General features: G+C 67.4%; 19 protein-coding genes. 13 read left to right on the forward strand and 6 right to left on the reverse strand.

From position 1 onward, the window contains the following. Window positions 1-699 (reverse strand): hypothetical protein, encoded by a 699-nt coding sequence (locus tag CFN78_RS01160; RefSeq protein WP_094860639.1) that lies wholly within the window; start codon window positions 697-699, stop codon window positions 1-3. After that, the gene (locus CFN78_RS01165; protein WP_094860640.1) at window positions 696-1163 is read right to left on the reverse strand and encodes a hypothetical protein; all 468 of its coding nucleotides are present in this window, start codon (window positions 1161-1163) and stop codon (window positions 696-698) included. Before CFN78_RS01165 ends, CFN78_RS01160 begins: the two co-directional genes overlap by 4 nt. Before the next feature lie 94 nt (window positions 1164-1257). On the opposite strand from CFN78_RS01165, the gene CFN78_RS01170 reads away from it, so the two are divergent. From CFN78_RS01170 to CFN78_RS01215, 10 genes are all read left to right on the forward strand, one after another. Next, complete coding sequence (locus CFN78_RS01170; protein ID WP_240519190.1) at window positions 1258-2163, forward strand: helix-turn-helix domain-containing protein; 906 nt, start codon at window positions 1258-1260, stop codon at window positions 2161-2163. A 20-nt stretch (window positions 2164-2183) separates the two neighbouring features. Continuing rightward, window positions 2184-2366, forward strand: a complete 183-nt coding sequence (locus CFN78_RS01175) for a DUF397 domain-containing protein (RefSeq protein WP_094861046.1) — start codon at window positions 2184-2186, stop codon at window positions 2364-2366. A gap of 220 nt (window positions 2367-2586) precedes the next feature. Next, the gene (locus CFN78_RS01180) at window positions 2587-3012 is read left to right on the forward strand and encodes a hypothetical protein (RefSeq protein WP_094860641.1); all 426 of its coding nucleotides are present in this window, start codon (window positions 2587-2589) and stop codon (window positions 3010-3012) included. Then, on the forward strand, window positions 3012-3638 hold the full coding sequence (locus CFN78_RS30260; protein ID WP_094860642.1) for a DUF3558 domain-containing protein: 627 nt from the start codon (window positions 3012-3014) through the stop codon (window positions 3636-3638). Before CFN78_RS01180 ends, CFN78_RS30260 begins: the two co-directional genes overlap by 1 nt. Next, entirely contained in the window at window positions 3638-4972 is a 1335-nt protein-coding gene (locus CFN78_RS30035; protein ID WP_094860643.1) for a PPE domain-containing protein, read from the forward strand. The genes CFN78_RS30260 and CFN78_RS30035 overlap by 1 nt, the downstream gene beginning before the upstream one ends. Before the next feature lie 24 nt (window positions 4973-4996). Further along, complete coding sequence (locus tag CFN78_RS01195) at window positions 4997-5755, forward strand: ESX secretion-associated protein EspG (RefSeq protein WP_094860644.1); 759 nt, start codon at window positions 4997-4999, stop codon at window positions 5753-5755. A 441-nt stretch (window positions 5756-6196) separates the two neighbouring features. Further along, a complete protein-coding gene (rpoB, locus tag CFN78_RS01200) occupies window positions 6197-9697 on the forward strand; it encodes a DNA-directed RNA polymerase subunit beta (RefSeq protein WP_094860645.1) in 3501 nt (1166 codons plus the stop codon). An 85-nt stretch (window positions 9698-9782) separates the two neighbouring features. Continuing rightward, window positions 9783-13694, forward strand: coding sequence for a DNA-directed RNA polymerase subunit beta' (locus CFN78_RS01205; protein WP_094860646.1), 3912 nt, complete (start codon window positions 9783-9785; stop codon window positions 13692-13694). A 1412-nt stretch (window positions 13695-15106) separates the two neighbouring features. Next, window positions 15107-16021 (forward strand): ArsR/SmtB family transcription factor, encoded by a 915-nt coding sequence (locus tag CFN78_RS01210; protein WP_240519236.1) that lies wholly within the window; start codon window positions 15107-15109, stop codon window positions 16019-16021. Further along, complete coding sequence (locus CFN78_RS01215) at window positions 16018-16797, forward strand: thioesterase II family protein (RefSeq protein WP_165777399.1); 780 nt, start codon at window positions 16018-16020, stop codon at window positions 16795-16797. The genes CFN78_RS01210 and CFN78_RS01215 overlap by 4 nt, the downstream gene beginning before the upstream one ends. Before the next feature lie 273 nt (window positions 16798-17070). Here CFN78_RS01215 and CFN78_RS01220 read toward each other — a convergent pair whose 3' ends face one another. Genes CFN78_RS01220 through CFN78_RS01235 form a run of 4 tightly spaced genes read right to left on the reverse strand, consistent with a single transcriptional unit; the run spans window position 17071 to window position 19911 of the window. After that, window positions 17071-17892: a hypothetical protein gene (locus CFN78_RS01220; protein WP_094860649.1), complete on the reverse strand. Its 822-nt coding sequence runs from the start codon at window positions 17890-17892 to the stop codon at window positions 17071-17073. Window positions 17893-17922: 30 nt separating this feature from the next. Further along, window positions 17923-18984: a hypothetical protein gene (locus tag CFN78_RS01225; protein WP_094860650.1), complete on the reverse strand. Its 1062-nt coding sequence runs from the start codon at window positions 18982-18984 to the stop codon at window positions 17923-17925. Window positions 18985-19009: 25 nt separating this feature from the next. After that, a complete protein-coding gene (locus CFN78_RS01230) occupies window positions 19010-19345 on the reverse strand; it encodes a hypothetical protein (protein ID WP_094860651.1) in 336 nt (111 codons plus the stop codon). Then, window positions 19345-19911 carry a YbaB/EbfC family nucleoid-associated protein gene (locus CFN78_RS01235; RefSeq protein WP_094860652.1) on the reverse strand — a complete coding sequence of 189 codons (567 nt, stop codon included), beginning with the start codon at window positions 19909-19911 and terminating at the stop codon, window positions 19345-19347. Before CFN78_RS01235 ends, CFN78_RS01230 begins: the two co-directional genes overlap by 1 nt. A 41-nt stretch (window positions 19912-19952) precedes the next feature. Here CFN78_RS01235 and CFN78_RS28955 point away from each other — a divergent pair, with 41 nt between their 5' ends. From CFN78_RS28955 to rpsG, 3 genes are all read left to right on the forward strand, one after another. Then, window positions 19953-20231 (forward strand): hypothetical protein, encoded by a 279-nt coding sequence (locus CFN78_RS28955; protein ID WP_165777391.1) that lies wholly within the window; start codon window positions 19953-19955, stop codon window positions 20229-20231. Between the two features lie 371 nt (window positions 20232-20602). After that, window positions 20603-20977: a 30S ribosomal protein S12 gene (gene rpsL / locus CFN78_RS01245; RefSeq protein WP_003102113.1), complete on the forward strand. Its 375-nt coding sequence runs from the start codon at window positions 20603-20605 to the stop codon at window positions 20975-20977. Beyond that, window positions 20977-21447, forward strand: coding sequence for a 30S ribosomal protein S7 (gene rpsG / locus CFN78_RS01250; RefSeq protein WP_094860653.1), 471 nt, complete (start codon window positions 20977-20979; stop codon window positions 21445-21447). The genes rpsL and rpsG overlap by 1 nt, the downstream gene beginning before the upstream one ends. Window positions 21448-21458 lie beyond the last annotated feature (11 nt).

Below are 21458 nucleotides of genomic sequence, written 5' to 3' on the forward strand. Positions count from 1 at the left end.
TCACCCCGTGCGCCCGCGCGACGGTGCCTCGATCCGCACCGAGGTGTCGTAGTTCGTGTACCTGCCGTGCTCGCCGGTCACCGTGAGCGGCCGTGGGTTCTGGCAGTGCAGTTCGTAGGTCCCGATCACCTGATGGGTGGCCAGCGACGGCGAACACCGTCCCATGGCCGAACGGAACCAGGTCGCGATCTTCGCGGCGAGCACCGGGCCCTTCGGGAACGCCGGTGGCAGCAGGGTTTCCAGCACGCCGTGCAGTCGCTCCACTGCGCGGGCGGGCGCCTGGGGCGCGGCCTCCCGTCCGCCGGAGAACGTGCGCACGACGAGCCCGGTCACCCTGGCCGGCGCGGTCACCGCGGTCGCGACGACGATCGAGACGCGGACCGTTTCGGCGGCCGCCGTCTCGCAGGTGACGGACCTGCCGTCCGGCGCCGCGCAGCTCGCGCCCGTTCTTTTCGCCGCGGCCGTGAGGGCTCCGGGCTCGATGTGCGGAAAACACTGTTCGGCCGGGTGGTCCGTGGAGCAGAGCACGGGTGCGATGGACGGGTCGGCGAGTGGCGGTTCGGGTGGCCGGGCCGGTCGTGACTGGGTCGCCGTCGGACCTGCTCCGTGCTCGGGCTGGTGGGTAACGACGGCGACGGTTCCGGCACCGGCCACCACCACGGCGATTCCGGCTGCCCACCGCAGGCGTGTGGTGTTCATCCGAACCTCAGCGCGGCGTCGGCACCGGAGTGGCCGGTGAGCGCGTTTTCCAGTGCCATCAAGGTATCCACGAGGTGCTCGCCTGCCAGGCGCGCTTTCACCGAGGATGTGTCGCCGCGCAGCAGGTGTGCGGCGCTCTCGGTTTCGATGTACGTGTCGACGAGGAGGCCGCAGAGCGGATCGAGCGCGTCGGCGGCCGTGGCGTGGTCCGCATCGACGTCCGTTGACAGGCAGCGCAGGCGCGCGGGAATCGGCTGTTCCGGGTGGTCGCACTGCCGCTCGATGCGTTGCCGCAGTTCGGGTTGCGGGTGGTTCCGCCGCCGGCGGTGCGATTCCAGTGAGCACAGCGCGCAGCGGGAGGTGGATTGGTTCAGTTCGACGCCGCACAGGGCGGTCCCGGCGTGGCCGGGCGTATGCAGGTGATCGGGACGTATCCGGCTCGGTAGCCACTCGGTGTCGTTCATAAAAGCGAAGTTAGAACAAAACTTCACTGTTATAAACTGCACGATCGTGTGGTTGGTCTTGGCGGAAGCATGGCCGGACGGTCAGAGTGAACAGGTGCCCGTCGAAGAATCCCCAGTACCCGCGATAACCGACGACCCGGTGGTCGCCCGCATCCAGCTCGGCATCCTGTTGCGGGAACTGCGCGAGGACGCCGACCACACCGCCGCGGAAGCGTGCCGCCATCTCGGCTGCTCGGCGGGCAAGATGAGCCAGGTCGAGAACGGCAAGCAGGGGATGCCGATCGAACAGGTCGCCGCGCTGCTGGACTTCTACCGTGCCGACGACACCGCCTCCGCCGAGGCGCTGCGGCTGGCCGCCGTGCCGTGGCCGCGCCGCAGGAGACGGCGTCGAGCGCTCTACCAGGAGGCGATCCCGCGCACGACCCGTCGCTACGTGGCGCTGGAGGCCGACGCGAGCGAGATCGTCGCCTACGACAACGCCGTGATCAACGGGCTGCTGCAGACGGAGGGCTACGCGCGTGCGCTGCTGCGCTCCGGCGCACCGTACGCGGGTAGTCAGGAGATCAACGCGAAACTGGAGATCCGGCTGAACCGGCAGCGCGGCCTCACCCGAGAAGTTGACCCGCTGCGGCTGGACGTGATCATCGACGAGGCCTGCCTGCACCGGATGATCGGCGGGCGCGAGGTGATGGCCGGGCAGTTGCGGCACCTGCTCGACATGTCCGAACGGGAGAACGTCCGCCTGCAGGTGCTGCCCTTCGAGCCCAAGGCGACGCCGAACCAGGACGAGTACTTCGTGGCGTGCTCAAACTTCCACATTCTCAAGCTGTCTGAGCGTGGATCACTGGTCTACATCGAGGACTTCGCAGGTGGTACCTACCCGGAGGACATCCTGGTCATCCAGGAGTACGCCGCCGCGTTCGAGCGGTTGCGCGCGGCGGCCGATGATCAGGACGATTCCCAGGCGCTACTCGCTAAGGTGGTCACGAAATATGAGTGACCCGATCGTGCGAGGTGCCGATGAGCAGCAAGAGTTCCCTGCGCTGGCGGAAGAGCAGCTACAGCGGTAACGCCAACGGCAACTGCGTCGAGGTCGTGGTGTCCGAGCGGGTTGTGCACGTTCGTGATTCGAAGGCTCCGCTGGCCGGTGTGCAGCGGTTCAGTCCGCGGGCGTGGAGCGCTTTGCTGGCGGTGGTTCGCTGACCAGGGCCTCTGGGGTGGTGGGTGGTTGGTTTTCTTCCGGATAGGCTGCGGTGTGTCGTGGGCGTCGGCTACCGTGGTTGCGCGGGGTGGGGTGCCGCGCACACGCTGTTGACAGGTGTTTTGGTTGTCTTGGGGAGGCCGACGAGTGATGCCGGACGGAATGCAGGGTCCAGCGGATCCGCCTGAGGAAGCAGCGCCGTTGCCCGGTTATGACGCTCCGGTGACTCCGCAGGAGGTCATCGCGCAGACGGGCATCATGCCGGCGCCGTTCAACGCCGTGTTCGGGACCGTCCAGCAGGCCGTTGAGACCACCAACCGGGTCGCCGCCGGCGGTGCGGGTTTCGAGATGGACCTCGACGAGATGAAGGCCCTCCTACCCCAATGGGAATCCCTCCGGGACGAGCTCGAGGAGATGGTCGAGGTCGCCAGTCAGTTCCGGCGGGCTGTGCCACCGGCTGATGACGAGGCGAGCCGGGCACAGATCGAGGCTGTGTACGCACATGCTGACCTGTATCAACAATCAGTTGAACAGCAATTGCAGTACGCAGAAGGTTATGTGTCTTCTCTGCAGACGGCGATCAGTGGTACAGCTGGCAGCGATTCCGCCTCTGCCGACGCGGTCGCAAAGTACGGTCAGGGATCTTGATGCGTCGACACCGTACATGGGGCATTTTTGTCGGGAGCGTAATCTTGCTTGCCGGTTGCTCGGAGACGCAGGCAGGTATTCCTTCGCCCGTGCCTTCACCAGGACCAGAGCAGGATACCTCTGCGGTTCCCCCCGCTTCTGGTTCGGCAAGGGCGCCGGTGGTCGCGAACCCTCTCGACGCAACGAAGTTTTTGGAAGCACCATGTAGTTTACTGACCGAAGATCAGGCGAGGGAGGCTGGCGACCTAAGCGACCCGCGGCCAGATGTGGCCAACGCTCAGGGGCCCGAATGTGAGTGGCGTGAGCCGAATGGCGGCGATCTCAAGCTCAGTTTTCTTACGGCTGGCGCTGGCGGGTTGGACGGGCTGTACAGAAGTCATGAAGTCAAGCCCCTCGCATATTTCGAGCCGGTTCCTGATGTTGCTGGCTACCCGGGGGTGTTCAACGATGGAGCCGTCGACCGCAGAAAACGTGGTAGCTGCTCTTTGAGTGTCGGTGTTCGCGACGATCTGCTTCTTACTGCTGTGGCTGGATATGATTCGCCGTCGCCCAGATATTCAAATCCTTGTTCGGCAGCTCAGGAGGTCGCTGAAATGGCTGTGGGCACAATGAGGGGGAGTGCGTGATGGCACTTGGAGCGAACGAGATTGCAGCCTTGCTGCAAGGTGGACCAGGGCCAGAAAGTTTGTTTACGTCGCAGGATGCAGCGAACTCTCTATCGCTACAGCACGAACAAGTTGCCCGATCAATGGCTTCGTTGCAAAATGCGATGACAAGCTCCTGGCAAGGAGTGGCGTCTCAGCAGGCTTTCGCCGGTGCGGGACCGCTCGTTCAGGCTTCTGATGTGAGTGCCGGGCACCTGTCGAACGCCCAGACCCTGCTCTCTGGTCAGGGCAATTCGTTCAACGAAGCAAAAAATGCGATTGGTACGGGGCCCGGTCCGAAGCCCGAGTCGACCTTCGCCAGCGATAACCTCCCTTTTCTGACTAGTCGCAACGAGGAGATCGACGCCTGGAACGCTCAGGCACAGGAAGTCGTCGATCGGTACAACACCTATTCCGACCAGAGCACCCACAACGCGTCGAACTGGCCCACCGACTATGGCCAGCTCGGGCTCCCGCCCGGCGGTGTGGACTTCGCGGTGAAGCCGCCCGTCGGTGACGGGCCGGTGGTCACGCCGGGCGACGGGCCGACGGTCAACGGCGAGGACGGCACCGGCGCGACCCGCGCCTCCTCGGTCAGCACCGGCGGCCCGGTGTCGCAGGCGCCGACCTTCAACGGCCCGGGTGCGGTCGGTAACCCCCAGAGCCCCTCACCCGGTGGGACGCCGCCACCGAGCGGTACCCCGTTCCCCGGGGTCAACGGTCCGGGCACCGGCACCACGAAGCCGTCCGAAGCGCATCCCGGACGCCCCGGCGTACCGCCGGGCGTCGGCGGCTACACCCCGCCACGCGGCCGACCGCGCGGTGGGAACACGCCGGACACCGTCGCCGGATACGGCGCACATGGCCGCGACGGCTCACTCGCCAACGGCTCCGCCAACGGCACCGGCAACGGTTCGGGCCCACGGGCCGGAGCCGGATCGAGCGCGGGATACCGGGTCGGTGCGGGCGGACCCGGCTCCGTACCGGGCGGACCGGGATCAGGATCAGGATCCGGCGGGCAGGGCGGTCCGGGAGCGGGCAGTGGCTCCGGCGCCAACTCCGGACTCGGCGCGGGCAAGGGCACCGGGGCCGGAATGCCGGGCCAGGGCGGCATGACGCCGGGCTCGGCGGCGGGTCCCGGCGCGGCAGGCCGTGGCGCCGGCGGAATGGGCGGCATGGCCCCCGGAGCGGGGCGGGCCAACCGCGAGGAAGACGCCGAGCACAAGCGTCTCGAAGTGCTGCAGGAGCCCGACCCGGACGCGATCTTCGGCCCGGACCCCGGACAGAAGACCACACCACCCGTCATCGGCGGCTGACCGTACGCGGCACGAGGGGACGACATGGGAGTGCTGCGCGGCGAGGTGATCGTCTCGCACGACTGCGTGACGGTCACCGCGGAGTGGCTCAACCTGCGGTTGCCGACACCGTTGACGCCGGAACCGTTGTGGCGCAACGACACGGAGCGGGCGACCCTGCACGACCGGGTCCGCGCGGAACTCGACGCCGAAGGCCTGCTCGACGGTGACCGGCCGAGCGACGCCTTCGCCGAATCGCTGCGCGTGCTCTGCACCGGTGGCACCGAGTTCTTCGCCTACGTCGACACCGCCGAACGCGACTACCGGCTGTTCGCCGCGGCGAACGGGCGCGACGCCGTGTTCGCCTGCTGGGTGCCCGGCGCGGGCCAGGTGCTGCTGCGCCCCGCCACGCACGACGCACTCGCCGAGGAAGTGGTCGGCGAACTGCCGGAATGGGTACCGGCCCGCGGCCGGTCGATGTCCGTTCCCGAGGAGGACGTCCCGCGCACACCCGGGGAGCGGCCCGCCCGGCACATCGAGTGCCGCAGGCTGCTGTCGCTGTACGAACAGCCCCGGTACGCCGCCGGGCAGCTCCACGCCGGGATCCGCTCCGGCCTCGGCGGCGGCGCCAAACGCACCGAGCCGGTGACCTTCATCGACGTCGAGGACGGCCGCTGGCTGACCTACGTCACGGTCGGCCGCGACGGTCACCGCACCATCGTCACCGCTCCCGGTGGCAGGCAGGTCACCACCGGGAAGCTCTACGAACTCCAGGACCAGTTGCGCGAACGGCGACGAGCGTAGGCCGCGAGCCCTTCGGACCCAGGCCGTCCACAGCCCGGGGCCTCGTGCCCGCCGGCGGGGTGGGCGGCGCTCGAACCGGGCGTGCCGATACGGTGTGCCCTTCTTCCGGGCGAGGCGATCACGGTGGAACGATCGGCCAACCGGGCGGGTGGCGTGCGTGGTGTCTTGACTCCCGGACGCCGTGGGGTCACGCTTGTCGGCAAGCGGCACCGCCCATTGCGGGAGGCGGGCCGAGAGACAGGCGAGTGAGGCTGGGCCCCGTCCGGCGAGCCCCCTCGACAGACGCGGTCTCTGACGCTAGACTGCTTCTTTGCGCTGCCCACTTTCATGCTGCCCTGACCCGGTGGCTAGGATGGTTGGCACCACCGCACCCCTGACAGCCCGTGTCGTACTTGCCGATGCGGCTGCTCAACCGCTTATTTGTCCCCGGAAGGACGCATCTTGGCAGTCTCTCCCGCGAACCAGGCCACTGCTGCGACCACATCGGCTGTCTCTCGCTCGGAGTCAACGGGAATTCCAGGAGCACCCACGCGGGTCTCTTTCGCGAAGATTCGCGAGCCCCTGAGCACTCCCAACCTGCTCGACGTGCAGATTCGGTCATTCGAATGGTTCACCGGCGACGAGGCGTGGTTCGAACGCCGCGTCGAGGAAGGTGAAGAGAACCCGACCGGCGGTCTCGAAGAGGTTCTCAACGAGATCTCCCCGATCGAAGACTTCTCCGGCTCCATGTCCCTGTCCTTCTCCGACCCGCGCTTCGACGAGGTCAAGGCCTCCGTCGAGGAGTGCAAGGACAAGGACATGACGTACGCGGCCCCGCTGTTCGTGACCGCCGAGTTCGTCAACAACAACACCGGTGAGATCAAGAGCCAGACGGTCTTCATGGGTGACTTCCCGGTGATGACCGACAAGGGCACCTTCGTCATCAACGGCACCGAGCGTGTCGTCGTGTCCCAGCTCGTCCGTTCACCCGGCGTCTACTTCGACACCAGCGTCGACAAGACGACCGACAAGGACGTCTACAGCGTCAAGATCATCCCGAGCCGCGGTGCGTGGCTCGAGTTCGACGTCGACAAGCGCGACACCGTCGGTGTCCGTATCGACCGCAAGCGCCGCCAGCCGGTCACCGTGCTGCTGAAGGCACTGGGCTGGTCCACCGAGGCGATCCGTGAGCGCTTCAACTTCTCCGAGACGCTGCTCGCCACGCTGGAGAAGGACCACACCGCCGGTACCGACGAGGCGCTGCTCGACATCTACCGCAAGCTGCGCCCGGGCGAACCGCCCACCAAGGAGAGCGCCCAGACGCTGCTGGAGAACCTGTTCTTCAAGGCGAAGCGCTACGACCTGGCGAAGGTCGGCCGGTACAAGGTCAACAAGAAGCTGGGCCTCGGTTCCCCGTACGACACGGGCACGCTCACCGAGGAAGACATCGTCAACACCATCGACTACCTGGTCCGCCTGCACGCGGGCGAGGACGAGATGAGCGTCGACGGCAACGAGATCCCCGTCGAGACCGACGACATCGACCACTTCGGCAACCGTCGCCTGCGCACCGTCGGCGAGCTGATCCAGAACCAGATCCGGGTCGGCCTCTCCCGCATGGAGCGGGTCGTGCGCGAGCGCATGACCACCCAGGACGTCGAGGCGATCACCCCGCAGACCCTGATCAACATCCGTCCCGTCGTGGCGGCGATCAAGGAGTTCTTCGGTACCTCGCAGCTCTCGCAGTTCATGCAGCAGACCAACCCGATCGACGGCCTCACCCACAAGCGCCGCCTGTCGGCGCTGGGCCCCGGTGGTCTGTCCCGTGAGCGCGCCGGCATGGAGGTCCGCGACGTCCACCCGTCGCACTACGGCCGCATGTGCCCGATCGAGACCCCGGAAGGCCCGAACATCGGCCTGATCGGCTCGCTCTGCTCCTACGCGCGGGTCAACCCGTTCGGCTTCATCGAGACGCCGTACCGCAAGGTCGTCGACGGCCGGGTCACCGACCAGGTCGACTACCTGACCGCCGACGAGGAAGACCGCTTCGTGAAGGCGCAGGCCAACGCGCCGATCGACGACGAGGGCCACTTCCAGGAAGACCGCGTGCTCGTCCGTAAGAAGGGCGGCGAGGTCGAGCTGATCGACCCCACCGACGTGGACTACATGGACGTCTCGCCGCGCCAGATGGTGTCGGTCGCGACGGCCATGATCCCGTTCATCGAGCACGACGACGCGAACCGCGCCCTGATGGGTGCGAACATGCAGCGTCAGGCGGTGCCGCTGCTGCGCAGCCAGGCGCCGCTGGTGGGTACCGGCATGGAGCTGCGGGCCGCTATCGACTCCGGTGACGTGCTGATCGCCGAGCAGGCCGGTGTGGTGGAGGAACTCTCCGCCGACCTGGTCACCGTCATGCACGACGACGGAACGCGGAAGAGCTACAGCCTCTACAAGTTCCGCCGCTCGAACCACGGAACCTGCTTCAACCACCGTCCGATCGTCGACGAGGGCGACCGGGTCGAGGTCGGCCAGGTCATCGCCGACGGGCCGTCCACCGAGAACGGCGAGGTGGCGCTCGGCAAGAACCTGCTCGTCGCCGTCATGCCGTGGGAGGGCCACAACTACGAGGACGCGATCATCCTGTCGCAGCGCCTCGTGCAGGACGACGTGCTCACCTCGATCCACATCGAGGAGCACGAGATCGACGCCCGCGACACCAAGCTCGGTGCCGAGGAGATCACCCGGGACATCCCGAACGTCTCCGAGGAGGTCCTCGCGGACCTCGACGAGCGCGGCATCATCCGCATCGGTGCCGAGGTCCGCGACGGCGACATCCTGGTCGGCAAGGTCACGCCCAAGGGCGAGACCGAGCTGACCCCGGAGGAGCGGCTGCTCCGCGCGATCTTCGGTGAGAAGGCGCGCGAGGTCCGCGACACCTCGCTGAAGGTCCCGCACGGCGAGACCGGCAAGGTCATCGGCATCCGGGTGTTCTCCCGCGAGGACGACGACGAGCTGCCCCCCGGTGTCAACGAGCTGGTCCGTGTCTACGTGGCGCAGAAGCGCAAGATCCAGGACGGCGACAAGCTCGCCGGCCGGCACGGCAACAAGGGTGTCATCGGCAAGATCCTGCCCGCCGAGGACATGCCGTTCATGGAGGACGGGACCCCGGTCGACGTCGTCCTGAACACCCACGGTGTGCCGCGCCGGATGAACATCGGCCAGGTGCTGGAACTGCACCTCGGCTGGCTGGCCTCGCAGGGCTGGACCGTGGAGGGCGAACCGGACTGGGCGAAGAACCTGTCCGAGGAGCTGCACGACATCGCGCCCGGCACCAACACCTCGACGCCGGTGTTCGACGGCGCCAAGGAGGAGGAGCTGACGGGTCTGCTCGGAGCCACCAAGCCCAACCGCGACGGCGAGCGCATGGTCAAGGAGAACGGCAAGGCCACGCTGCTCGACGGCCGCTCCGGCGAGCCGTACCCGTACCCGGTCTCGGTCGGCTACATGTACATCCTGAAGCTGCACCACCTGGTGGACGACAAGATCCACGCCCGCTCCACCGGCCCGTACTCGATGATCACGCAGCAGCCGCTGGGTGGTAAGGCGCAGTTCGGTGGCCAGCGCTTCGGTGAGATGGAGTGCTGGGCGATGCAGGCCTACGGCGCGGCGTACACGCTGCAGGAGCTGCTCACCATCAAGTCCGACGACGTGCTCGGCCGGGTGAAGGTCTACGAGGCCATCGTCAAGGGCGAGAACATGCCGTCGCCGGGTATCCCGGAGTCCTTCAAGGTTCTGCTGAAGGAACTGCAGTCGCTGTGCCTCAACGTCGAGGTGCTCTCCAGCGACGGGGCCGCCATCGAGATGCGCGACTCCGATGACGAGGACCTCGAGCGTGCCGCTGCGAACCTCGGCATCAACCTGTCCCGCAACGAGTCGCCCTCGGTGGACGACGTCGTTCAATGATCGCGACGGAGCGGGGCCTGTAGCGGGCCCCGCTCCCACTCGCCGACTCCTCTAGCCCTCATCAACCCCAAGGGGATGCAACGACGTGCTGGACGTCAATTACTTCGATGAACTCCGCATCGGCCTGGCCACCGCCGACGACATCCGTCACTGGTCCTTCGGCGAGGTCAAGAAGCCGGAGACCATCAACTACCGCACGCTGAAGCCGGAGAAGGACGGACTCTTCTGCGAGAAGATCTTCGGCCCGACCCGCGACTGGGAATGCTACTGCGGCAAGTACAAGCGAGTCCGCTTCAAGGGCATCATCTGTGAGCGCTGTGGTGTCGAGGTCACCCGCGCCAAGGTCCGTCGTGAGCGGATGGGCCACATCGAGCTGGCCGCCCCGGTCACGCACATCTGGTACTTCAAGGGCGTTCCGTCCCGGCTGGGCTACCTGCTCGACCTGGCGCCGAAGGATCTCGAGAAGATCATCTACTTCGCCGCCTACGTCATCACCGGCGTGAACAAGGACCTGCGCCACAACGACCAGCCGACGCTCGAGAACGAGATCACCGTCGAGCGCAAGAACGTCGAGACGAAGCGCGACGCCGACATCGAGGCGCGGGCGCAGAAGCTCGAAGCCGACCTGGCCGAGCTGGAGGCCGAGGGCGCCAAGTCCGACGTCCGCCGCAAGGTCAAGGAGGGCGGCGAGCGGGAGATGCGCCAGCTCCGCGACCGCGCCCAGCGTGAACTGGACCGCCTCGAAGAGGTCTGGACCACCTTCACCAAGCTGGACGTGCGCCAGCTCGTCGTCGACGAGCTGCTCTACCGCGAGCTGATCGACCGCTACGGCGAGTACTTCACCGGCGGTATGGGCGCGGAGGCCATCCAGAAGCTGGCCACCGAGTTCGACGTCGACGCCGAGGCCGAGAACCTGCGCGAGACGATCCGCTCGGGCAAGGGGCAGAAGAAGCTCCGTGCGCTCAAGCGGCTCAAGGTCGTGGCGGCCTTCCAGGCCACCCGCAACGACCCGCGCGGCATGGTCCTCGACGCCGTCCCGGTGATCCCGCCGGAACTGCGCCCGATGGTCCAGCTCGACGGTGGCCGGTTCGCCACCTCGGACCTGAACGACCTGTACCGCCGCGTCATCAACCGCAACAACCGGTTGAAGCGGCTGATCGACCTCGGCGCGCCCGAGATCATCGTCAACAACGAGAAGCGGATGCTGCAGGAGGCCGTCGACGCGCTGTTCGACAACGGCCGCCGCGGCCGCCCGGTCACCGGTCCCGGTAACCGTCCGCTGAAGTCGCTGTCCGACCTGTTGAAGGGCAAGCAGGGCCGGTTCCGTCAGAACCTGCTCGGCAAGCGCGTCGACTACTCGGGCCGTTCGGTCATCATCGTCGGACCGCAGCTCAAGCTGCACCAGTGCGGTCTGCCGAAGGACATGGCGCTGGAGCTGTTCAAGCCGTTCGTGATGAAGCGGTTGGTCGACCTCAACCACGCGCAGAACATCAAGTCCGCCAAGCGGATGGTGGAGCGCTCACGTCCGCAGGTGTGGGACGTGCTGGAAGAGGTCATCAGCGGCCACCCGGTGATGCTGAACCGGGCGCCCACCCTGCACCGCCTCGGTATCCAGGCCTTCGAGCCGCAGCTCGTCGAGGGCAAGGCCATCCAGCTCCACCCGCTGGTCTGCGAGGCGTTCAACGCGGACTTCGACGGTGACCAGATGGCCGTGCACCTTCCGCTGTCCGCGGAGGCGCAGGCCGAGGCCCGGATCCTGATGCTGTCGGCGAACAACATCCTCTCGCCGGCGTCGGGCCGTCCGCTCGCCATGCCGCGACTGGACATGGTCACCGGCATCTTCCACCTCACCCGTCTCGACGAGAACGCGGTCGGTGCCGGGCAGGCGTTCTCCTCGGCCGCCGAGGCGATCATGGCCTTCGACCGCAAGTCGGTCGGCCTGCACGCGCCGATCAAGATCCGGGTGAAGGACCGTCAGCCGGCGAAGGCCGATGAGGCGGCGCTCGCGGAGAAGGGCTGGGAACCCGGTCAGCCGTGGCTGGCCGAGACCACCCTCGGCCGGGTGCTGTTCAACGAACTGCTCCCGCCGGACTACGCGTTCGTCAACGAGCCGATGCCGAAGAAGCGCCAGGCCTTGATCGTCAACGATCTGGCCGAGCGGTACTCCATGACGCAGGTCGCGCAGACGCTCGACCGGCTCAAGGACGCCGGCTTCTACTGGGCCACCCGCTCGGGCGTCACCGTCGCCATCTCCGATGTCGTCGTGCCGCCGGAGAAGGCCGCCATCCTCGACGAGTACGAGGGCAAGGCCGACCAGGTCGAGAAGCGCTACCAGCGTGGTCAGCTCTCGCACACCGAGCGCAACAACGAGCTCGTCAAGGTGTGGGGCCAGGCCACCGAGGACGTCGCCAAGGTCATGGAGGCGCACTTCCCCGACGACAACCCGATCTCCGTGATCGTGAAGTCCGGGGCGGCGGGCAACATGACCCAGGTCCGTTCGCTGGCCGGTATGCGTGGTCTGGTGTCGAACCCGAAGGGTGAGTACATCCCGCGTCCGATCAAGGCCAACTTCCGTGAGGGCCTGTCGGTGGCGGAGTACTTCATCGCCACGCACGGTGCCCGCAAGGGCCTGGCCGACACCGCGCTGCGTACCGCCGACTCGGGTTACCTGACCCGTCGTCTGGTGGACGTCTCGCAGGACGTCATCGTCCGGGAGACCGACTGCGGCACCACCCGCGGCATCAAGATGCCGATCGGCGAGGACATCGGCGACGGCAAGGTCCTGCGCGACCAGCACGTCGAGACCGCGGTCTACGCCCGGACGCTGGCCACCGACGCCACCGACAAGCAGGGCAACGTCGTCCTCAACGCCGGGGACGACATCGGTGACCCGGCGATCGAGAAGCTGCTCGGCAGCGGCATCTCGGAGGTCAAGGTCCGCAGCGTCCTGACCTGTGAGTCCGCCGTCGGTGTGTGTGCGTCCTGCTATGGCCGCTCGATGGCCACCGGTCAGCTCGTGGACGTCGGCGAGGCCGTCGGCATCGTCGCCGCCCAGTCGATCGGTGAGCCGGGAACCCAGCTCACGATGCGTACCTTCCACCAGGGTGGTGTCGCCGGTGACGACATCACCACGGGTCTGCCCCGGGTGCAGGAGCTGTTCGAGGCTCGGGTGCCGAAGGGCAAGGCGCCGATCGCCGACGTCGATGGCCGGGTGCGCATCGAGGAGAGCGAGCGGTTCTGGAAGATCACGCTGATCCCGGACGACGGCAGCGAGGAGATCGTCTTCGACAAGCTGTCGAAGCGTCAGCGTCTCGCCGTCACCCCGACCGGCCCGCTCGCGGACGGCGATCACGTCGGCGTCGGCGCGCAGTTGCTCGAAGGTACGCCCGACCCGCACGAGGTCCTGCGGGTCATGGGCCCGCGCGAGGCGCAGATGCACCTCGTCGACGAGGTGCAGAAGGTGTACCGGGCGCAGGGTGTGTCCATCCACGACAAGCACATCGAGGTCATCGTGCGGCAGATGCTGCGCCGCGTGACGATCATCGACTCCGGTGCCACGGACTTCCTGCCGGGCGAACTGCCCGAGCGGACCAAGTTCGAGGCCACCAACCGTGCCTCGGTCGCGGAAGGCGGTGACCCGGCCTCGGGCCGTCCGGTGCTGATGGGTATCACGAAGGCCTCGCTCACCACGGACTCGTGGCTGTCGGCGGCGTCGTTCCAGGAGACCACTCGGGTGCTGACCGATGCGGCCATCAACGGCCGTAGCGACAAGCTCGTCGGTCTCAAGGAGAACGTGATCATCGGTAAGCTGATCCCGGCCGGTACGGGCATCAACCGCTACCGCAACATCCAGGTGCAGCCGACCGAGGAGGCCAGGGTCGCGGCGTACGCGATCCCGTCCTACGACGACGGCTACTACACGCCTGACGTGTTCGGTACCGGAACCGGTGCGGCCGTCCCGCTGGACGACTACGACTTCGGTCGCGACTTCCGCTAGACACCGACAGCAGTCGGCAACGAGGGCCCCGGGCGCACAGCGTCCGGGGCCCTCGTGCGTCCGGCCTCACCACCGAGCGCGTTTAGCGGGCTGAATGTCGTACCGCGCCGTCCAGCGTTGCCGTGCGGCGCCCAGGCCGTCGACGTCGCCCCGCGTGCCGTGGTGGGCCTCCGGGAAGCCCGGCGAGTGCGTTTAGCGGGCTAAATGTCGTCCGGGCTCGATCGGCAGGCACTCTCCACCCGTCCCTGCCTCGTTCGGTGGTCGACCGAGGCGCTCCGGCGAGCGCAGCGTCTCGGTTCCGGCCGGCTTCGATCGGTGCCCGCGGGCGTCCCGGAAGCGCCTTTAGCGGGCTGAATGTCGTGCCGGGGGCGGGGGCGTCCGGGTAGGGAGCCGTGGTGGTCAGGGCGGGGAGTGGCGAGGATCGAACCAGCGGGTAACCTTCTCGATAGTAGGTAGCGCGGATTCGGTAGGAATGGCCGAAACGGTGCGAAACGTTCGCGGACGGGCGCTACTCCATTCGGAACGACGCCCGGAAACGAATCCGGCAGATGTCCGCGTGCCCGTGGTCGATCATGATCAGTTCGTTCACTGCCGAACGTGCAATTGTTGCGCGACTTCGGACAATCGGGTGTTTTCGACGTAGTCGGGAACCAGTAATAATCGTGCCGAACCTGCCTTCTAATGGCGGTACAGATTCTCGATACGCATTCTTGGCGACGGCGGCACCATACGCCCAGGCTTGCCCGCGCGGTCCCGGCCGGCGAACCGCCACCGATACCGGTACGGGCGCCACGGGCCCACCGCGCCGACTCCGCAGGCAGCGCTGGTAGGTCGCCGATACGAGGTGAATGGAACCTCAAGCGACGGTCAATTCCCCGCGAACGGAACCGCCCGAACCCCGGCTGGAACAGTACGTTCAGCGCCACGGATTACGCCATTCGGCCGCGCGAATTCGTGAGCAATGCGTACATGCGTGAACGCACACCGCTACATTTGACGTGCTCAGTCATTAACCGACCGCATGGTGGGGCTTTAAGTGAGCCGTTAATGTCGTGGCACGCCCATCAGGCTGGTTTTAGCCTGACTGAGGGGCTTGGGGCAATTCAGGCTGAAGCACTGGGGAAATTCTAGCTACGCCGTTGAACCATTGAAATCGAACGGATCGCAGTTTCAGGCGGGCCAGCTTGAAACCGTACTGCATTCCCGTTCGGTTCCGTTCTCATGGGCGACGACTGCCGGAGGCGTTCCGCGTGCGCCAGTTCTCGCACCCGTAGCACCGATGCGAGAAAGCGGGAACCGGGCCGATCGCCGGGTCCCGCCGAACGAAGGGGCATGCGTCGTGATCACGCGAGCCCTCCGTCGTGCTGCGTCATTTCCGGCACTGAGCAGTAAGGGACCAACCGGTGCAGAACATGCAGAGGATCCACTTCACCAGTGACGACCTGGCCCGGACGCGGGTCGTTCCGACCTTGGGCCGCACCGTCGAGACACTGTTCGCCCTCGAACTGCTCGCCAACGGCGCGGGCGGCACCCTTTTCCAGCAGTGGCGCAAGGCGGTGCACAGCAGGCTCGGCAAGCGCGTCCAGTCGCTGGCCCCCGCCGACCAGCAGGTCCGTCCGTTCCCCGAACTTCTGTTGCTCGGCAAGCAGACGGCCAAGATCGACGCCCTGCTGCAGGACGGCAACTTCGCCAGCGAACGGTCCGCGCTCGCCGTCCGCGACTTCTACCGCGTCGCGCTGGCCCCGTACTGGAAGCGGATGCACCAGCACCTCGAGACCGAACGCGAGATCCGCGGCCGCATCGTGCTCTCCGGCGGAATCGAACGACTGCTGGCCACCCTGCATCCCCGGATGAAGTGGGAGCCGCCCTACCTGTTGGTACCGAGCGAACGTTCGGAGGACGTCGTACTGGGCGGCAGGGGACTGGTGCTCGCCCCCTCGCTGTTCCTCAGCGGCTGCCCCCGCACCATCGCGAATCCCGGCGGCGACTTCGGTACCCCGGCACTGGTCTACCCCGCGCCGCCGGACCGTTCGCAGACCGACGCCCTGTGGAACGTCGCCGCTGCCGAGGACCGCTCGCTCGGCGCCCTCGTCGGCCGCACCCGCGCCGCCATGCTCGAAGCGCTCACCGACAGCCGCGCGTCGATCGAGCTCAGCAGGCTTCTGGAGATATCGTCCGCCGCCGTCAGCCAGCACACGTCTATCCTGCGCAACGCCGGGCTGATCCGATCGCAGCGCAACGTCAACACCGTCTTCCACACCCTCACCCCGCTCGGCGTCGCACTGCTCCGCGGCTACCAGCAGGAGCGCAGACTCGCGGCATCGTGACCGATCGCCGCCGCAGCGAAAGAGACACCACCATCGACGCAACGAACACGACCCAGCGCTGGCTACGTGGCTACGCGGGCGACACGACGTCACCGCGCCGGCTCGTCTGCTTCCCGTACGCGGGCGGAACCGCGCAGGGTTTCCGGCCGTGGGCGAAGTACCTGCCCGCCGATGTGCACCTGCTCGCGGTGCAGTACCCGGGGCGCCAGGACCGCATCGACGACGCGTGCCTCGTCCAGATGGACGAGCTCGTCGAGCAGGTCATGGAGGCCCTGCGCCCGCTCGCCGACCGCCCGTTGACCCTCTTCGGACACAGCATGGGCGCCTCCGTCGCGTACGAGGTCGCCGTGCGGCTGGAACGGGAGAACGCCGACCTCGCCACCCTCCACGTCTCCGGTCACGGCCCGCCGCACCTGCAGGCCCCAGGCGACCTGCACCGCCGTGGCGACGCCGCGATCCTGGACGACGTCCGGCGGCTCAATCCGGCGGCCACGGAGGTGCTGGCGGACCCGGACGTTCTCGATTTCGTGCTGCCCGCCATCCGTGCCGACTACGAACTGGTGGAGACCTACCGCCGCGCCGAACCGCCGCGGCTGTCCGTGCCGATCGTCGCCTACGGCGGCACCGAGGACCCGGTCGTCGACGAACAGGGCCTGCGTGGCTGGGAAAGCCTCACCAGCGGCCCGTTCGAGCAGCGCATGTTCCCGGGGGCGCACTTCTTCCTCCTGCAGGACGAACGGACGGTGGTCACCGACCTCGCCGGCCGGATGGGCTGACCCGCCGCGAACCGGGGCCCGGACCGCGCGAGCATCAGTGCTGGGCGCTGCTCACGCGGTCCGGGCGTGGAGCGCGTCACCCGCGGCTGGGGTCCGGTTCGGGTGGCGCGCCGACCTCGAGGAGCTGGGAATCCCCGACGTCCTGCACCCAGCGTATGGACGCCCATCGGCGCCGACCATCCAGCGAGGCCCCGGCCCGGGGTAGAGCTGACTGCCCTACCGCGGTCGCCTCCGGTCGAGGTGGTGCGCTGAAAGCCTTGCGTCCCAGGCGAATCAGCCGGACGCCGTCGCCTCGACGCCGATCCGGTCGAGCAGTGCCGCGAGAGCGTCCAGCCTGCCCGGCAGGGTTTCCGCCGCCACCGGTTTCCCGTCCACCGCGTAGAAGTAACCGTGGTCGAAGGCCAGCAGGCACTGCAGGTCCGTCTTGTTCTCCACCAGCCAGCGCAAGGTCGACGGGGTCAGTACCCGGGCGGCGAACGCCGGATCCTCGGTGTACGCGACCACGTGCGCCCCGATCTCCTCCGGCAGCTCGACCTCCTGCCAGGACGAGGCCGAGGGCACCGGCTCGCGCAGCTCCAGATCGAACGCGCTCTGCCGCGGATCCCTTACTCGGCCCGGAAATCCGAGCGCACGGATGACGGCCGGATCCAGCACCGGTGCCAGCTTCAACCCAGGGGTCGTGCCGGTCCGCGTCTCCACGATGTGCTCGACGTCCTCGTAGGCGGAGTTATGCGGGCCCGACCTGAGAATCGACCCCTCGCACACCCGCAGCCGCCACCTGCCGTGAGGAATCTCCGCGGCGAAGCGGAACTCCGGCTCGCGATGGGGAACCCGGAGCGAGCCGAGGAAGCCCGAGTGGTGGTAGAGATGCAGAAACGGACGCCTGCGCCCGGCTGAGCCCGGCCACGACCGGGCCGGATCCGCGGTGAATTCGCCGCCGAGCCGCTCGGTCAGCAACCGGACCCTTTCCCGGCGGACCGCCTCGCCCCCGCGCTTGCGCCTGCGCGCCCGGACGAGGAAGAACGCGGGAATCCCGAACACCACCGAGAGCAGCAGGCCGAAGCGGATGAAGATCTCTACCGTGTCGCTGTCCACTGATTCCTTCCGGTGCCGTGCACGCCGGCGTCAGAAGTCGAGCTTGTCCTTGGTCTCGTCCACGGACTGACCGTCGCCGGTGGCCGCGTACTCGCCGGCCTTGCGTGCGTTTTCCAGGTGCCCCATGGGCTTGCCGGGCATCACCGGCGGGCCTACTGCCGGGTCGGTGCCGATGCCGATCTGCGATTTCGCCTGATCCGTGACGACGCCGGCCATCCGCGAGCCGAAACCGTCGTTGATCCGGCCGGCCATACCGGGCAGCGCCTGACCGTTCGTGCCCATCTTCGCGATGATGTCCTTGGTCTTGCCGAAGATGACCTTGAATTGGTCGATCAGCTCCTTGATCTGGTCGAGCACCTTCTGCAGCTTGCTCACCTGCTTGGTGGCCTTCGTCGCGGTGCCCGCGGCCTTCGCCGGCGTCGCCGCTCCCGCCGCCGCCGTCGAGGCCCCGGCCGTCGGAATCGCCGCCGCCAGAGCCGGCACCCAGATCATGATCAGCCAGGTGATCAGCTCGGTCAGCAGGGCCTTGATGAACTCCTCGATGACGGTCATCAGCATGCTGCACGCCTGCAGCAGCGTCGCGATGTCACCGGCCTGGTCGGCGGTCCCGGTGATCCCGCCGGAGAACTCGGCCAGCCTGCCCGCGGCGGCCTCGGCCGCACCGCCCTCCCACTGCGCGAGCGAATTCTGCGCCTGCTCGTTGAACTGCGCGGCGAACTGCTCCATCCCGCGGCCGATGTTGTTGAAGCTCTCCGCCGCCGCGGCGAGAGCCGGCCCGTCACCGCTGACGAAGTGGATCGCGTCCTGCAGCGGGTCGCACACCGCGAGCAGGAAGTTCAGTCCCTGGCCGACGAGCCAGCCGATCGGGTCCGTGGCGATGCTCATCGCCGTCTCCGCGCAGGACTGGATCAGGTTCGTCGTCTCGGACATCACGCCGCTCAGCCCGGTGGCCGTCGAGCCCTCCTTGATGGCCTGGCTCGTGCCCGCGTCGTACACCTTCACGGCGCTGCCGACGATCGGGATCGCGTTGACGACCTTCTTCCCGGTGCCGTCCTCCTGCTTGAGCGCGATGTCGCCCAGCGGATCGCTCATGTCCGTGCCCCTCGCTCGTTCTCGTTCACCTGGGAGCGTCGCCGCTGTTCTCCAGCTGCCCCATCACTTCGTTCCAGTTGCGGCAGTTGTCGTTCTCGGTGCTGTCGTAGAACTCGCCGGCCGTGCGGACCTTGTCCGAGGCGGACTGCAGGCCGTCCTCCATCTGCTTGAGCAGATCGTTCAGGTCGCCGAGCATGTCGGTGTACATGTGCTTGACGAAGATGCCGACGATGCCCCAGGACTCGTCGCCGACGTCCGCCTGGCCGACCTTGTCCTTGACGCCCGCCACCGCGGTCTTGTTCTCGGCGAGCAGGTCCGAGTAGGCGTACAGCCTCGAGGTGTCGACCTGGTAGCCGCCCATCAGTGATCCCCTCGGTCGTCGAACAGGTTCTTCAGGAACTCATCGCCCTGCGAACCACCCGTCGCGGGTGGCGGCGCCGGTGCGTCCTCGGCCCGTGCCATGAACGATTGCGCCGAGTAGTCCTCGGGTTCGCCCTCGTTCACCGCCCGCCGCGGCGTCTCCTGCTCCACCTTCGACCGCAGTTCCTCGACGCTGGTTCCCAGCACTTCGGCCTGGGTCTCGAGGACCTGCTCGGTGAGACCGAGGCTGCCACCCATGTGCTGGTCGACGACCACCGCCTGTTTCCGTGCCGATTCGGCCACCGCTTCCCGCAGGGTGGCCATCAGGGTGTTCGCGAGCGCGCGGCCGTCCTGCCGCATCGCGCCGTCGGCGATACGGATGTCCGTGACGGAGCCGCCCGGCCCGGCGACGACGGTCACCGTCCGGTCCGGTGAGGTCGCCGTGGCCTCGAGCGCACCGATCTCGGCCTGCATCTGGCCGATGCTGGCGAACTGATCGTCCACCCGCTGGATCTTCGACTGGAACCGCTCGAACTGTGCGACGAGCCGCTCGAACTCCGCTGACACGCTTCCTCCTCGGCGTCGCCGCCTGAACTGGTGGTTTCCCGGTGCGAGTGAACATCATGGACGATCGGTACCCGTTCCGTGCGCACCTCGGTCGAGATGCCCCCGATCAGGCCGGTACCGTGCCTCCCCGGTTCACCAAGCGGTACGAGGAGGGCGTTGTGGACACCGACAGGACCACCGTCACGGACGGCCCGACGGGTGAGGAGGTGAGCACCGGGCGCCGCGCGGCACCCGAGGGCGCGCCGGTCCACCCGCTGATCGACCTCTCGCGGGATCCGAATCCCGGTCGTCCCAATCACGCGAAGGCCGACGAGGACTGACCCGACCGGGCTCTGACCAGGCGGAACGTGGGGCGCGGGTGTGTAAGGCACCCGCACCTCCGCGTTGCCGCCACCTGTGCTTCGGGACGGGGTAAGGTGGCGGTTCGGTCGTCTTCAGACCCCCCAATTGGCCGCCTTCCGGGCGGCGGGTATCTTTGACGACCGTGCCCGGCAGGCGTCGGGCCGCTCCGCGTGCCATTCGGTAAAGGTGGGGTACTTCGGTATCCAGCTGACGTCCGGTGCGAAGCGGAGTTCCACGGATATCCCGCTGGGAAAGTTACCGGGTCGCGTAGATCTAGACGCGGCGCGACACGCCCGACCGCGGGGGCCGGGGAAATACGACAAGCAATACGCGACAGAAAGCTGGTCCATTGCCCACGATCCAGCAGCTGGTCCGCAAGGGCCGCCAGGACAAGGCTGCCAAGCAGAAGACCGCGGCCCTCAAGGGGAGCCCGCAGCGGCGTGGCGTGTGCACTCGCGTGTACACCACGACCCCCAAGAAGCCGAACTCGGCGCTGCGCAAGGTTGCTCGCGTGAAGCTGACCAGCGGCATCGAGGTCACCGCCTACATCCCCGGCGAAGGCCACAACCTGCAGGAGCACTCGATGGTGCTCGTGCGCGGTGGTCGTGTGAAGGACCTGCCGGGTGTTCGTTACAAGATCATCCGCGGTTCGCTCGACACCCAGGGTGTGAAGAACCGTAAGCAGGCGCGCAGCCGGTACGGCGCGAAGAAGGAGAAGAGCTAATGCCCCGCAAGGGTCCGGCCCCGAAGCGGCCGCTGATCTCTGACCCGGTCTATGCCTCGCCGCTGGTCACCCAGCTGGTGAACAAGGTGCTGCAGGACGGGAAGCGTTCGCTCGCCGAGCGCATCGTCTACGGCGCGCTGGAAGGCGCCCGGGAGAAGTCCGGCACCGACCCGGTCGTCACCCTCAAGCGTGCGCTCGACAACGTGAAGCCGAGCATCGAGGTGAAGAGCCGCCGCGTCGGTGGTGCCACCTACCAGGTGCCGATCGAGGTCAAGCCGAACCGCTCGACGACCCTTGCGCTGCGCTGGCTCGTGTCCTACTCGGCGGCTCGCCGCGAGAAGACCATGATCGAGCGCCTGCAGAACGAACTCCTCGACGCCAGCAACGGCCTCGGCGCCAGCGTCAAGCGTCGCGAGGACACGCACAAGATGGCCGAGTCGAACAAGGCCTTCGCGCACTACCGCTGGTGATCGCCGCCCGG

It is taken from the genome of Amycolatopsis antarctica, assembly GCF_002262875.1.
Classification (GTDB): Bacteria; Actinomycetota; Actinomycetes; order Mycobacteriales; family Pseudonocardiaceae; genus Amycolatopsis; species Amycolatopsis antarctica.